We start from the raw sequence: 13,400 nt of genomic DNA, 5'->3' as shown, positions 1-13,400 counted from the left end.
CCCATGTCCCATCGTATTGTCATTGTCGGCGGCGGCGCCGGCGGTCTGGAGTTGGCTACCCGTCTGGGTAAGACTCTGGGCAAGCGTGGCATTGCCAGCGTGATGCTGGTCGACGCCAACCTGACCCACATCTGGAAACCGCTGTTGCATGAAGTGGCCGCCGGATCGCTGAACTCTTCCGAAGACGAACTCAACTATGTCGCCCAGGCCAAATGGAACCACTTCGAGTTCCAGCTCGGGCGCATGAGCGGGCTCGATCGCGCACAGAAGAAAATCCAGCTGGCCGCCACCTACGACGAAAACGGCGTCGAACTCGTACCGGCGCGGGAAGTGCCTTACGACTCGCTGGTGATTTCGGTCGGCAGCACCACCAACGACTTCGGCACCCAGGGCGCGGCGCAGCATTGCCTGTTCCTCGACACCCGCAAACAGGCCGAGCGTTTCCACCAGCAGCTGCTCAACCACTACCTGCGCGCTCACGCCGGACAGAACGACGATGTCGCGCAGATCAGCGTGGCAATCGTCGGCGCCGGTGCGACCGGGGTCGAGCTGGCGGCGGAACTGCACAACGCCGCACATGAACTGGCGGCCTACGGCCTCGACCGGATCAAACCGGAGAACATGCACATCACCCTGATCGAAGCCGGGCCACGGGTGCTGCCCGCCCTGCCGGAGCGGATCAGCGGTCCGGTCCACAAGACCCTGGAGAAACTCGGGGTCAACGTGATGACCAACGCGTCGGTCAGCGAAGTCACCGCCGACAGCCTGATCACCGCCGACGGCAACGAAATCAAGGCCAGCCTGAAAGTCTGGGCCGCCGGTATTCGCGCGCCGGGTTTCCTCAAGGACATCGACGGTCTGGAAACCAATCGCATCAATCAACTGCAAGTGCTGCCGACCTTGCAGACCACCCGCGACGAAAACATCTTCGCCTTCGGCGACTGCGCCGCGTGCCCGCAACCCGGTTCCGACCGCAATGTGCCGCCACGCGCGCAAGCCGCGCACCAACAGGCGTCGCTGCTGGCCAAATCGCTGAAACTGCGCATCGAGGGCAAGTCCCTGCCGGAGTACAAGTACACCGACTACGGCTCGCTGATTTCGCTGTCACGTTTCTCCGCCGTGGGTAACCTGATGGGCAACCTGACCGGCAGCGTGATGCTCGAAGGCTGGCTGGCGCGGATGTTCTACGTGTCGCTGTACCGCATGCACCAGATGGCGCTGTACGGACCGTTCCGCACGGCCATGCTGATGCTGGGCAGCAAGATCGGACGCGGCACCGAGCCACGCCTGAAGCTGCACTGATGTAAACCCCGTGGGAACGGGGTTGCTCGCCAAAGCGCCGGGGCAGACAGCAATGAATTGCCTGCCCCCTGCATTCGCGAGCAACCCTGTTCGCACCATTGTTTGAACAGCACAAACCCTGAAGATCTGTTTCCTACTGTATCCCGCCCCACCTTTCCCACCTTCGCTTACAAACTCCCCCGCTGCACGACACAGACGCGATACACCGCCCCCGCCTAATGGCCACACCCGAGCACAACGGCTCCGGCTAATCCCAAACGCGTGGTTGCGCTGTGCAACCGAAGGAGAATGCAATGTCCCGTACTTCGAAACCTACCAAGAACTCCATTGGCCTGGTCGGCGCTGTCCTGGCCGGTGGCCTGATGCTCTCGGGCTCGGTGTTCGCCGCGCAGCCGCTGACCCAGGGCTACATGGTCGCCTCGGCGGAAACTTCGGTGAAAACCCCGGAAGGCAAATGTGGTGAAGGCAAATGCGGCGATGCGTCGATGGCCAAAACCGACACCGATGGCGACGGTAAAGTCTCCCGTGCCGAATTCCTGAAAGTCGCGCCGAAGTCCGACTTCGACAAGATCGACACCAACCACGACGGCTTTATCGACGAGCAAGAGGCGTACAACAACGTCAAAGCCAACTTCGAAGCCAATGGCAAGAAAATGCCCAAAGGCCTGTTTGAACATCTGAAAGATCAAGACGGCGCCTGATTGCCTTTCAGCTCCGGAAAAAACCAAGCCGCGGCTTTCTCTCGAAAGGCGCGGCTTTTTCACATCGGCCGAAGTTACAACTGGAAGCGCCGTACCAGGCCTTGCAGGGCATTGGCCAGTTGCGACAGTTCGTGGCTGGAGGCACTGGTCTGATCGGCACCCGCTGCAGAGCGCACCGACAGATCGCGAATGTTCACCAGATTGCGATCCACTTCCCGCGCCACTTGCGCCTGTTCTTCGGCGGCGCTGGCGATCACCAGATTGCGTTCATGAATCTCGTGTACCGAAGCCGTGATGGTCTGCAACGCTTCGCCGGCGCGCTCGGCCAGAACCAGCGTGGTGGCGGCCCGCGAAGCGCTGGCCTGCATCGAATCGAGCGCCAGGCTCGAACCGTTACGCATGCCTTGCACCATCTGCTCGATCTCTTGCGTCGATTGTTGCGTGCGATACGCCAGCGCGCGCACCTCATCGGCAACCACCGCGAAACCACGCCCGCTTTCCCCGGCACGCGCGGCCTCGATCGCCGCATTGAGCGCCAGCAGGTTGGTCTGCTCGGCAATGGCGCGAATCACATCCAGTACTTTGCCGATGTCCTGAGACTGGTTCGCCAGTGCCTGCACCAACCCGCCGGTGTGCTCCACGTCGCTGGCCAGGGCATTGATCGCGCTGGCGGTTTCACTCACGCGCTCCTGCCCCAGATGCGCCGACTCGCTGGACTGCCGGGTTGCATCGGAGGTCGAAACGGCATTGCGCGCGACCTCTTCCACGGCGGTGGTCATCTCGTTGACGGCGGTCGCCGCCTGCTCGATCTCGTTGTTCTGTTGCTGCAGCCCCTGAGTACTGTCGAGGGTCACGGCATTCAGTTCATCAGCGGCAGTCGCCAGTTGCGTGGCCGAACCGCTGATGCCCTGCAGGGTTTCGCGCAGATTCTGTTGCATGGTCGCCAACGCCTTGAGCAGACGGCTGACCTCGTCATTGCCCTGGGTTTCGATGGGCCGGGTGAGATCGCCGTTCGCCACGCTCTCGGCTGCGCTCACGGCGTTGCTCAGCGGGCGAACGATGCTGCGCGTAAGCAACATCGCCAGAGCCACGGTGGCGAGCGCCGCCAGGGCAATGAACAGGCTGACGATGGTGCGAGAGGTTGCGTAGTGGGCAGCGGAGTTCTCGCTCTCAGCGGCGACCTGTTTGGCGAACAGATCCGCCAGGTCGCTGAGCTGCTTGCCGGAACCGTCGACCACGGTCTTCATGTCGACCAGCAGCAGCTTGGTCAACTCGTCACGCTTGCCCTGCTCGGCGAGGACAAAGGATTGGGCGATGCCGGAACGGTAGGCGGCGAAGGTTTTCTTGAACTGGTCATATATCTGCTTGCCTTCGGGGGTGACCACCAGTTTGTCGTAGGCAGCGATTTTCTCGCTCAACTCCTTGTCACGGGTGTCCATCTGGCTGCGGTAAGTGGCGACGTTCTTCGGATCGGGATCCAGCGCCATGCGCAAGGAGATGGTGCGGATGCGCAACATGATCTCGCGGATCTCGTCGCCCCCACGGATGCTGGGCAGCCATTGGGTTTCCACCGCGACTTCGCTGTCGCGGATGCTCGACATCTGCCCCAGCGAAAACACCCCGAGCAACGCCACCAGCACCGCGATCAGGGCGAAACCCAGTGCGGCACGGGGAGCAATATTCAACTGACGAAGCAACATGAAGAACGCCCTTTTTCTTGTAATGGCCAGATTCAAAGGGGCGAATGACCCGGCAGGCCCCTTTTGTTAGCGGGCTATCGGCATGTTGTACGATGACTTGAATGAAACTTCACTTTTTTCGGGACAAAAAAAATCCCCGTATCTTTCGATACGAGGATTTTTAATATGGTCGGGGTAAGGGGATTCGAACTCCTGACATCCTGCTCCCAAAGCAGGCGCGCTACCGGACTGCGCTATACCCCGGTAAAAAAAAGGCGACCTTTCAGTCGCCTTCCTCGATCAGCGCTTTTGGCCTCTGATCTTAAGATTCGATTCCAGCGCTAACTGGTTTCAAAAATGGTGGGTCGTGTGGGATTCGAACCTACGACCAATTGGTTAAAAGCCAACTGCTCTACCAACTGAGCTAACGACCCAAAAATGGTCGGGGTAAGGGGATTCGAACTCCTGACATCCTGCTCCCAAAGCAGGCGCGCTACCGGACTGCGCTATACCCCGGTTTGAAATTGGCTCCGTGACCAGGACTCGAACCTGGGACCCAATGATTAACAGTCATTTGCTCTACCGACTGAGCTATCACGGAACAACATATTTCAAGTTACAACTGTGAGGCTTGCCTCACCTCCGCCACCCGTTCGCATCGCTGCGTTCGTGTGTCTGAGGCGCGCTATTCTACAACCTAGAACACCTCTGTCAACCCCCTAAATCGCTTTCAAGTTAATGATTTGCAACTTATTTCAGATTTCTGCCCAGTGAGCTGAAACCTTGTGGGTGACTGACTGCGGGGCGCACTTTACAAGCCTTTTCCTTAGAGTTCAACAGCCTAACGAAAAAAAGGCCTCGCAAAGCGAGGCCTTCCTGTTTTTACACCGTCGAGTATCAGTTGAATGTGATCTCGTCGTTCTCCACGACACCCTGAGCAGTCTCGCCCGGCAGGAAACGCCCCGACAGGATCAACTGCGCCAATGGGTTCTCGATCCAGCGCTGGATCGCCCGTTTCAACGGCCGTGCGCCATAGACCGGGTCGTAACCGACGGCAATCAGTTTGTCCATTGCTTCCGGGCTCAGTTCCAGCTTCAGCTCGCGTTCGGCCAGACGGCTGCGCAGACGGCCCAGCTGGATCTCGGTGATGCCGGCAATCTGATCCCGCGCCAACGGCTCGAAGATCACCACTTCGTCGACCCGGTTGATGAATTCCGGACGGAAGTGCGTGGAAATCGCATCCATCACCGCCGCACGCTGCGCCTCACGATCTCCGACCAGCTCCTGGATCTGCATCGAGCCCAGGTTGGAGGTCATGACGATCACGGTATTGCGGAAATCCACCGTGCGCCCGTGGCTGTCGGTCAGGCGGCCGTCCTCCAGCACTTGCAGGAGGATGTTGAACACATCCGGGTGGGCCTTCTCGACTTCATCCAGGAGGATCACCGAGTAAGGCTTGCGCCGTACCGCTTCGGTCAGATAACCGCCCTCTTCATAACCGACGTATCCCGGTGGCGCACCGATCAGCCGCGCCACGGAATGTTTCTCCATGAATTCGGACATGTCGATCCGCACCATCGCCTCTTCGGTATCGAAAAGGAACTCGGCCAGCGCCTTGCACAACTCGGTTTTACCGACACCGGTCGGGCCGAGGAACATGAACGAGCCGCTCGGACGATTCGGGTCCGACAACCCTGCGCGCGAGCGCCGTACTGCGTTGGCCACCGCCACCACCGCTTCGTCCTGCCCGATCACGCGCTGATGCAACAGGCTTTCCATCTTCATCAGTTTGTCGCGCTCGCCCTCGAGCATTTTCGACACGGGGATGCCGGTCCACTTCGACACGACCTCGGCAATTTCCTCTTCGGTCACCTTGCTACGCAGCAACTGGTTCTCGCTCTTGCCGTGCTGGTCGACCATTTGCAGGCTGCGCTCCAGATCCGGGATCACCCCGTACTGAAGTTCGGCCATGCGGTTCAGGTCGCCCTTGCGGCGGGCGGCTTCCAGTTCCTGGCGGGACTGTTCGATCTTCTGTTGAATCTGCGCAGAACCCTGCACCTCGGCTTTCTCCGAGTTCCAGACTTCTTCCAGATCCGAATACTCACGCTCGTGGCGGTCGATTTCCTCCTGGAGTTTTTCCAGACGTTTCTTCGCCGCGTCGTCGCTTTCTTTCTTCAGTGCCTGGGATTCCACCTTCAACTGAATCAGGCGGCGCTCCAGACGATCCAGCACTTCAGGCTTGGAGTCGATTTCCATACGGATGCGGCTGGCCGCTTCGTCGATCAGGTCGATGGCCTTGTCCGGCAACTGCCGGTCAGTGATGTAGCGATGGCTAAGCTTCGCCGCCGCGATGATCGCGCCGTCGGTGATCGCCACTTTATGGTGAACCTCGTAGCGCTCCTTGAGGCCACGCAGGATCGCAATGGTGTCTTCCTCGCTCGGCTCGTCCACCAGCACTTTCTGGAAGCGCCGCTCGAGAGCCGCGTCCTTCTCTATATATTGGCGGTACTCGTTGAGCGTGGTCGCACCGACGCAATGCAACTCGCCACGGGCCAGGGCCGGTTTGAGCATGTTGCCCGCATCCATCGAGCCTTCGCCCTTGCCGGCGCCGACCATGGTGTGCAGTTCGTCGATGAACAGAATGATCTGCCCTTCCTGCTTCGACAGTTCGTTGAGCAGCGCTTTCAGGCGCTCTTCGAACTCGCCGCGATACTTGGCGCCGGCAATCAGCGCGCCCATGTCGAGGGACAGCAGCCGCTTGCCGCGCAGGCCATCCGGCACTTCGCCGTTGATGATCCGTTGCGCCAGGCCTTCGGCGATCGCGGTCTTGCCCACTCCCGGTTCACCGATCAGCACCGGGTTGTTCTTGGTGCGGCGCTGCAGAACCTGAATGGTGCGGCGGATTTCGTCATCACGGCCGATCACTGGATCGAGCTTGCCGTCTTCGGCGCGCTTGGTCAGGTCGACAGTGTATTTATCCAGGGCCTGACGCGACTCTTCGTGGTTGGCGTCATTGACCGCCTCGCCGCCGCGCAGGTTGTTGATCGCGTTCTCCAGCGCCTTCTTGCTCACGCCCTGGCCGAGCAGCAACTTGCCGAGCTTGCTGTTCTCGTCCATGGCGGCGAGCAATACCAGCTCGCTGGAAATGAACTGGTCGCCCTTCTGCTGGGCCAGGCGATCGGCCTGATTGAGCAGGCGCGCCAGGTCCTGCGACATGTTGACGTCGCCGGTCGGGTTCTGGATTTTCGGTAATTGATCGAGCTCTTTGGTCAGCTCTTTGCGCAGGCTGTTGACGTCAAAGCCGACCTGCATCAGCAGGGGCTTGATCGAACCGCCCTGCTGCTCAAGCATGGCCTGCATCAAGTGCGCCGGCTCGATGGCCGGATGATCGTGGCCGACGGCCAGGGATTGGGCGTCGGACAAGGCTAACTGTAGTTTGCTGGTTAAACGGTCTATACGCATGGGTCACCTTCCTTTTGAGCAGGCCGGACCTGAGAACCATCCTGAATGAAGAAACCTGCCAGATACCGCTATAGATGCGGTCGATTCTGGAAGATTCAAGCGGCAGACGTTTGATGCAGATCAGTCTAGCGGGTGAGCCAGACCAGGGAGGCGAACCGACCGGTGCGTGAGGCACGGCGGTAAGAGAAGAAGCGCGGATCGCTGACGGTGCAGAAACCGCCACCATACACTGCCGTGACACCGCGAACCGCCAGGCGCAGGCGCGCCAGCGTATAGATGTCGGCCATGAACTTGCCGGGGTTTTGGCTCGGGACGAAAGCCGTCGCCGCTTCCGGCAGTTGGTCGACGAAGACTTCCCGCACTTCCGGGCCGACCTCGAAGGCTTGTGGACCGATGGCCGGGCCGAGCCAGACCAGCACCTCTTCGCCCGGCACCTGCAGGCTGTCGAGGGTAGCCTCCAGCACTCCGGCCGCCAGACCACGCCACCCGGCATGGGCGGCGGCAACGCGAGTACCGGCGCGGTCGCAGAACAAGGCCGGCAGGCAGTCCGCCGTCATCGCCGCACAGGCAATGCCCGGCGTGGCGGTCCAGCTGGCGTCGGCGGTCGCGACCACGCCCGGGTCGGCATGAGCCACGGTGATGCCGTGGACCTGCTGCAACCAGGCGGGCTTGATTGAAAAATGATCAGTGAGCCGCCGACGGTTTTCGGCAACCGCCTGCGGCAGATCATCGACATGATCGCCGAGATTGAGGCTGTCGAACGGCGCCTCGCTGACGCCGCCCTCGCGGGTGGTGACACAGGCCTTGACGCTGGCCGGCGCAGGCCAGTCCGGCGTCAGCCAGTTCATCCGACGAATGCCTCGCGATCCTGCTTGAGCAGGGTCAGCAGCCAGACCAGATCTTCCGGCAGCGGCGATTCCCAGCTCATGCGCTCACCGGTGGTCGGATGATCCAGCTCGAGGAATCGCGCGTGCAGGGCCTGACGCGGGAAGTGCTTGAGGGATTCGACCATGGTCTGGCTCGCGGCCGGCGGAATGCGGAAACGACCGCCGTATGCCGGATCGCCGACCAACGGGAAGTTGATGTGGGCCATGTGTACGCGGATCTGGTGGGTCCGGCCGGTTTCCAGCTTCACGCGAACGTGGGTGTGGGAACGGAAGCGCTCCAGCACGCGATAGTGGCTGACGGCAGGCTTGCCACCTTCCATCACCGCCATGCGCTGGCGCTGCTGACCGTGACGACCGATCGGGGCGTTGATCTTGCCCCCGGCGGTGACCACGCCGATCACGATGCACTCGTAGATCCGGCTGACGCTGCGGCTCTGCAATTGTGCAACCAGTTTTGTCTGCGCCTGAATGGTCTTGGCCACCACCATCAGACCGGTGGTGTCCTTGTCCAGACGATGGACGATACCGGCGCGCGGGACATTGATGATGTCCGGCACGTGATGCAGCAGGGCATTAAGCAGCGTGCCATCAGCGTGGCCGGCGGCCGGATGCACCACCAGGCCCGCAGGCTTGTTGATCACCAGGATGTCGTCGTCTTCATAGACGATGTCGAGCTCGATGTCCTGGGCGACCCACTCGCCCTGGGCTTCCTGCTCGGCGGTCAGTTCAAGGACGGCACCGCCATGCACGATGTCGCGCGGGCGGATGACCGCGCCGTCCACAGTCAGGCGACCTTCTTTGATCCAGGCGGAAAGGCGCGAGCGGGAGTGCTCTGCGAAGAGTTGGGCGGCGACTTGATCGAGGCGTTGGCCGCCCAAATCGGACGGCACCTCTGCGCGAAGTTCAATTTTATCGGACATGCTCGGACTGGGCGTCGGCACAGCCTTTGGTTTCGGCTGCGCGCTTGTGGTTAAATACGGCGTCTTTTGCCCCGAGGCTTTTCAACGGGGCGCTCATCATAACAGGACGGCCCCGCCCAAGACAGCGGCCGTCATAGGGACGCAAGCCGCCATGCAAGTGAAACACCTGCTGCTGATCGCCATCCTCGCATTGACCGCTGCTTGCTCATCGAAGGAAGTCGTAGACGAAAACCTGAGCGAAGCCGAGCTGTACCAGCAGGCTCAGAACGACCTGGATAACAGCAGCTATACCAGCGCCACTGCCAAGCTGAAGGCTCTGGAATCGCGTTATCCGTTCGGTCGCTACGCCGATCAGGCACAGCTGGAACTCATCTACGCCAACTACAAGAACGCCGAGCCCGAGGCTGCAAAGTCCGCCGCCGAGCGTTTCATTCGTTTGCATCCGCAGCATCCGAACGTGGATTACGCGTACTACCTCAAGGGTCTGACCTCTTTCGACCAGGACGTCGGCCTGCTGGCGCGCTTCCTGCCGCTGGACATGACCAAGCGTGACCCGGGTGCCGCCCGCGACTCCTACAACGAGTTCGCCCAGCTGACCAGCCGCTACCCGAACAGCCGCTACTCGCCGGACGCCAAGCAGCGCATGATCTACCTGCGCAACCTGCTGGCTGCCTACGAAATCCACGTGGCCGACTACTACCTGACCCGTCAGGCCTACGTCGCCGCCGCCAACCGTGGCCGCTATGTAGTGGAAAACTTCCAGGAAACCCCTTCGGTCGGCGACGGCCTGGCGGTGATGACCGAAGCCTACCAGCGTCTGCATCTGGACGAACTGGCGGCCACCAGTCTGGAAACCCTGAAGCTCAACTACCCGAACCACCCGAGCCTGCAGGATGGCCAATTCGTGCCGTCGGTGGCCGAGGCCGACAACCGTTCGTGGCTGAGCAAGGCCACCCTGGGCCTGATCGAATCCCGTCCGCCGCTGCCGCCGGGAGAAACCCGCGCCAACCAGGACGTGCAGAAGCAGTTCCAGGACGCGAAAGACGCGATCCCGAACGAGCTCAAGCCGAAAGACGAGAACGGCGACGTGATCCCGGAGCCTGAGGCGGAATCCAGCAACAACGACCGCTCGTTCTTCAGCTACATGACCTTCGGTCTGTTCGACTGATAACGCCAGCGACATGAACAGGGAGATCTTCGGATCTCCCTTTTTTATTACCGCATCTTATTGGGCTGTGCGCTTGTCCGGACCTTGGCTAAACTGCCGAATCATTAGCCAAAAAGCCGCCCATCATGCTTCGTTTACTGTTCTGGATTGCCCTGATTGCCGCCGCGCTGTGGCTGTGGCGCAAATTCAAGGCGCCCGCCTCGTCCGCCCAACCGCCGAGCGAGCAAGACGCCGCCCCCATGGTGCGCTGCGCCCACTGCGGCGTACACCTGCCCCGCGACCGCGCGCTGAACCTTCAACAACAGTGGTATTGCAGCCAGGCTCACCTTGAGCAAGGCCCCGGTTCCAGTGATCGCTGAGGCCACCGACGCCAACAGCAAACAGGCTCAGCGTCTGCTGCGCCTCTATCACCTCTACCGCCTGAGCGTCGGCATCACCCTGGTGTTGCTGATTTCCAGCAACATGGACAACCGCCTGCTGACCTCGGCCGACGACGACCTGCTGCGCAATGGCAGTTGGCTGTATCTGGTGCTGAACATTCTGCTGGTGGTGTTCCTCGAAAACATCCGCCGCCCGACGCAGTTATTCGGCCTGGCGCTGATCGACATCCTGCTGCTGTCCGGCCTGTTCTACGCAGCCGGGGGTGTCGCCAGTGCCATCGGCAATTTGCTGATTGCCTCGGTCGCCATCAGCAATACCCTGCTGCGTCGGCGCATCGGCCTGTTGATCGCGGCGATTGGCGCCCTGGGCATTGTCGGGCTGAGTTTCCTGCTCGGTTTCAGCCACCCCCTGAGCGCCAACGATTACCTGCAGGCCGGCACCCTCGGCGCCTTGTGTTTCGCTGCATCCCTGCTGGTGCAAGGGTTGATCCGCCGCGTGGAAGTCAGTGAAACCCTGGCCGAGCAGCGCGCCAGCGAAGTGGTCGGCCTCGAAGCGCTCAACGCACTGATTTTGCAACGCATGCGCACCGGCATTCTGGTGCTCGACGAGCAACGCCGGGTGCAACTGGCCAACCACAGCGCCAAGGCCCTGCTTGGGCGATCACACCTTGAAGGCCGATTGATCGACGATTACTCCACGGCGCTGGTCGAACGCCTGCAACTGTGGCTGAACAACCCCAGCCTGCGCCCTCAGAGCCTGAAAATCGCTGGCACCGGCCTTGAGCTGCAACCCAGCTTTATCGCTCTGGAGCAAAGTCCCAACCGGCAGACCCTGGTATTTCTCGAAGACCTCGCGCAAATCGCCCAGCAGGCCCAGCAACTGAAACTCGCCGCGCTCGGGCGCCTGACCGCCGGCATTGCCCATGAGATCCGCAACCCGCTGGGTGCCATCAGTCATGCCGCCCAGCTATTGCAGGAATCGGAGGAACTCGACGGCGCGGATCGGCGTCTGACGCAGATCATCCAAGACCATTCCCAGCGCATGAACCGAGTGATCGAAAACGTCCTGCAACTGTCCCGCCGTCAGCAGAGTGCGCCGCAACGGCTGGATCTCAAGCCATGGCTGGAGGATTTCGTCGCCGACAGCCGCGAACAGGCCACCGAGCACCAGCAGATCCACCTGCGGATCGAACCGGGTGATTTCCGCACCCTGATGGATCCCAACCAACTGACGCAGATTCTCGACAATCTGTTACGCAACGGCTGGCGCCACAGCGCCCTGCTGCATGACCGGGCCGAGGTCTGGCTGGCGCTGTTCATCGACCCCGCGAGCCAGCTGGCGGTGCTCGAAGTGCAGGACAACGGCCCCGGTGTGCCGCTGGATCAGCAGACGCATCTGTTCGAACCGTTCTTCACCACCAGCAGCCAGGGCACCGGCCTTGGGCTTTATCTGTCCCGTGAGCTGTGCGAAAGCAACCAGGCGCGCCTAGACTTCAAACCACGCCAAGGCGGCGGCTGCTTTCGCATCACCTTTGCTCACGGACGGAAACAAAGTTGAACACGAGCCCACGGCAAAAAATCCTCATCGTCGACGACGAACCGGACATTCGCGAACTCCTGGAAATCACCCTGGGACGGATGAAACTCGATACCTTCAGTGCACGCAATCTCGGCGAAGCCCGGGCGCTGCTGCAACGGGAGCGTTTCGACCTGTGCCTGACCGACATGCGCCTGCCCGACGGAACCGGGCTGGAACTGGTCCAGCACATTCAGCAACGTCACTCACAACTGCCGGTGGCGATGATCACCGCTTACGGCAGTCTCGAAACCGCAATCAACGCCCTGAAGGCCGGCGCGTTCGACTTTCTGACCAAACCGGTGGATCTGACGCGCCTGCGTGAACTGGTTGCCAGCGCGCTGCGCATGCCGGCAGCCGGCGGCGTATGCACCTCGATCGACCGACGGCTGCTCGGCGACTCGCCGCCGATGCGCAACCTGCGCAAACAGATCGACAAACTTGCCCGCAGCCAGGCGCCGGTGTACATCAGCGGCGAGTCCGGCAGCGGCAAGGAACTGGTGGCGCGCCTGATTCATGAGCAGGGTCCTCGCACCAGCCAGCCGTTTGTCCCGGTCAACTGCGGCGCAATCCCCTCGGAACTGATGGAAAGTGAGTTCTTCGGTCATCGCAAAGGCAGCTTCACCGGCGCCGTGGAGGACAAGCCGGGCCTGTTCCAGGCCGCCCATGGAGGCACGCTGTTCCTCGACGAAGTGGCGGACTTGCCACTGTCGATGCAGGTCAAACTGCTGCGGGCGATCCAGGAAAAAGCCGTGCGCAGTGTCGGCGGTCAGCAGGAAACCGTGGTCGATGTGCGGGTCCTGTGCGCCACGCACAAGGATCTCGAAGCCGAAGTGGCCGCCGAGCGTTTTCGCCAGGACCTCTATTACCGGCTGAACGTGATTGAACTGCGCGTGCCATCCCTGCGCGAACGTCGTGACGATATCGAGGCGCTGGCTGACCACATGCTCAAACGTCTCGCCGCCAGCACCGGCCAAGCAGTGGCGCGCTTGCATCCGCAAGCGCTCGAAGCCCTCAAGAACTACCGTTTCCCGGGCAACGTGCGGGAATTGGAGAACGTTCTCGAACGCGCCTACACCCTGTGCGAAAACCGCACGATCGAAGCCGAGGACCTACGCCTGAGTGAGGGTAATTGTGCAGCCGATGGCGGGATTGCCGATCTGACGCAGATCGACAACCTGGAGGACTATCTGGAGAACGTCGAGCGCAAACTGATTCTGCAGGCACTGGAAGAAACCCGCTGGAATCGTACGGCAGCGGCGCAGCGGTTGAGTCTTTCGTTTCGGTCGATGCGCTATCGACTGAAGAAACTGGGGCTGGATTGA

Annotated in this window: 10 protein-coding genes and 4 tRNA genes; 6 read left to right on the top strand and 8 right to left on the bottom strand. The window is 61.2% G+C overall.

All coding sequences use genetic code 11. The annotated features are described in order from the left end of the window. Positions 1-3: 3 nt before the first annotated feature. Positions 4-1,302: an NAD(P)/FAD-dependent oxidoreductase gene (locus N8H74_RS27350; RefSeq protein ID WP_217830036.1), complete on the top strand. Its 1,299-nt coding sequence runs from the start codon at positions 4-6 to the stop codon at positions 1,300-1,302. Between the two features lie 293 nt (positions 1,303-1,595). Next, on the top strand, positions 1,596-2,003 hold the full coding sequence (locus N8H74_RS27345; RefSeq protein ID WP_217830037.1) for an EF-hand domain-containing protein: 408 nt from the start codon (positions 1,596-1,598) through the stop codon (positions 2,001-2,003). A 74-nt stretch (positions 2,004-2,077) separates the two neighbouring features. Here the strand turns inward: N8H74_RS27345 and N8H74_RS27340 are convergent, their stop codons facing one another. The 8 genes from N8H74_RS27340 to rluD all read right to left on the bottom strand — a co-directional run bounded on the left by N8H74_RS27340 (position 2,078) and on the right by rluD (position 8,951). After that, on the bottom strand, positions 2,078-3,703 hold the full coding sequence (locus N8H74_RS27340) for a methyl-accepting chemotaxis protein (RefSeq protein ID WP_262151745.1): 1,626 nt from the start codon (positions 3,701-3,703) through the stop codon (positions 2,078-2,080). A 166-nt stretch (positions 3,704-3,869) separates the two neighbouring features. Then, positions 3,870-3,946, bottom strand: a tRNA-Pro gene (locus N8H74_RS27335). A 94-nt stretch (positions 3,947-4,040) separates the two neighbouring features. Continuing rightward, a tRNA-Lys gene (locus N8H74_RS27330) sits at positions 4,041-4,116 on the bottom strand. A gap of 5 nt (positions 4,117-4,121) precedes the next feature. Further along, a tRNA-Pro gene (locus N8H74_RS27325) sits at positions 4,122-4,198 on the bottom strand. A gap of 9 nt (positions 4,199-4,207) precedes the next feature. After that, positions 4,208-4,283 (bottom strand) — tRNA-Asn (locus tag N8H74_RS27320). Positions 4,284-4,579: 296 nt separating this feature from the next. Then, positions 4,580-7,144 carry an ATP-dependent chaperone ClpB gene (gene clpB / locus N8H74_RS27315; protein ID WP_262151743.1) on the bottom strand — a complete coding sequence of 855 codons (2,565 nt, stop codon included), beginning with the start codon at positions 7,142-7,144 and terminating at the stop codon, positions 4,580-4,582. Positions 7,145-7,269: 125 nt separating this feature from the next. Next, positions 7,270-7,992, bottom strand: a complete 723-nt coding sequence (pgeF, locus tag N8H74_RS27310) for a peptidoglycan editing factor PgeF (protein ID WP_217830040.1) — start codon at positions 7,990-7,992, stop codon at positions 7,270-7,272. Then, positions 7,989-8,951 (bottom strand): 23S rRNA pseudouridine(1911/1915/1917) synthase RluD, encoded by a 963-nt coding sequence (gene rluD / locus N8H74_RS27305; protein ID WP_262151741.1) that lies wholly within the window; start codon positions 8,949-8,951, stop codon positions 7,989-7,991. The genes pgeF and rluD overlap by 4 nt, the downstream gene beginning before the upstream one ends. A 151-nt stretch (positions 8,952-9,102) precedes the next feature. Between rluD and N8H74_RS27300 the strand changes: the two genes are divergently transcribed. From N8H74_RS27300 to N8H74_RS27285, 4 genes are all read left to right on the top strand, one after another. After that, positions 9,103-10,119, top strand: a complete 1,017-nt coding sequence (locus N8H74_RS27300; RefSeq protein ID WP_262151739.1) for an outer membrane protein assembly factor BamD — start codon at positions 9,103-9,105, stop codon at positions 10,117-10,119. A gap of 125 nt (positions 10,120-10,244) precedes the next feature. Next, positions 10,245-10,478 carry a PP0621 family protein gene (locus tag N8H74_RS27295; RefSeq protein ID WP_262151737.1) on the top strand — a complete coding sequence of 78 codons (234 nt, stop codon included), beginning with the start codon at positions 10,245-10,247 and terminating at the stop codon, positions 10,476-10,478. After that, the gene (locus tag N8H74_RS27290) at positions 10,468-12,057 is read left to right on the top strand and encodes an ATP-binding protein (protein ID WP_262151794.1); all 1,590 of its coding nucleotides are present in this window, start codon (positions 10,468-10,470) and stop codon (positions 12,055-12,057) included. The genes N8H74_RS27295 and N8H74_RS27290 overlap by 11 nt, the downstream gene beginning before the upstream one ends. Beyond that, a complete protein-coding gene (locus N8H74_RS27285) occupies positions 12,054-13,400 on the top strand; it encodes a sigma-54 dependent transcriptional regulator (RefSeq protein ID WP_262151735.1) in 1,347 nt (448 codons plus the stop codon). Before N8H74_RS27290 ends, N8H74_RS27285 begins: the two co-directional genes overlap by 4 nt.

It is taken from the genome of Pseudomonas sp. B2M1-30 (assembly GCF_025447575.1).
Classification (GTDB): Bacteria; Pseudomonadota; Gammaproteobacteria; order Pseudomonadales; family Pseudomonadaceae; genus Aquipseudomonas; species Aquipseudomonas botevensis.
This window is presented reverse-complemented; position numbering and strand designations above follow the sequence as displayed.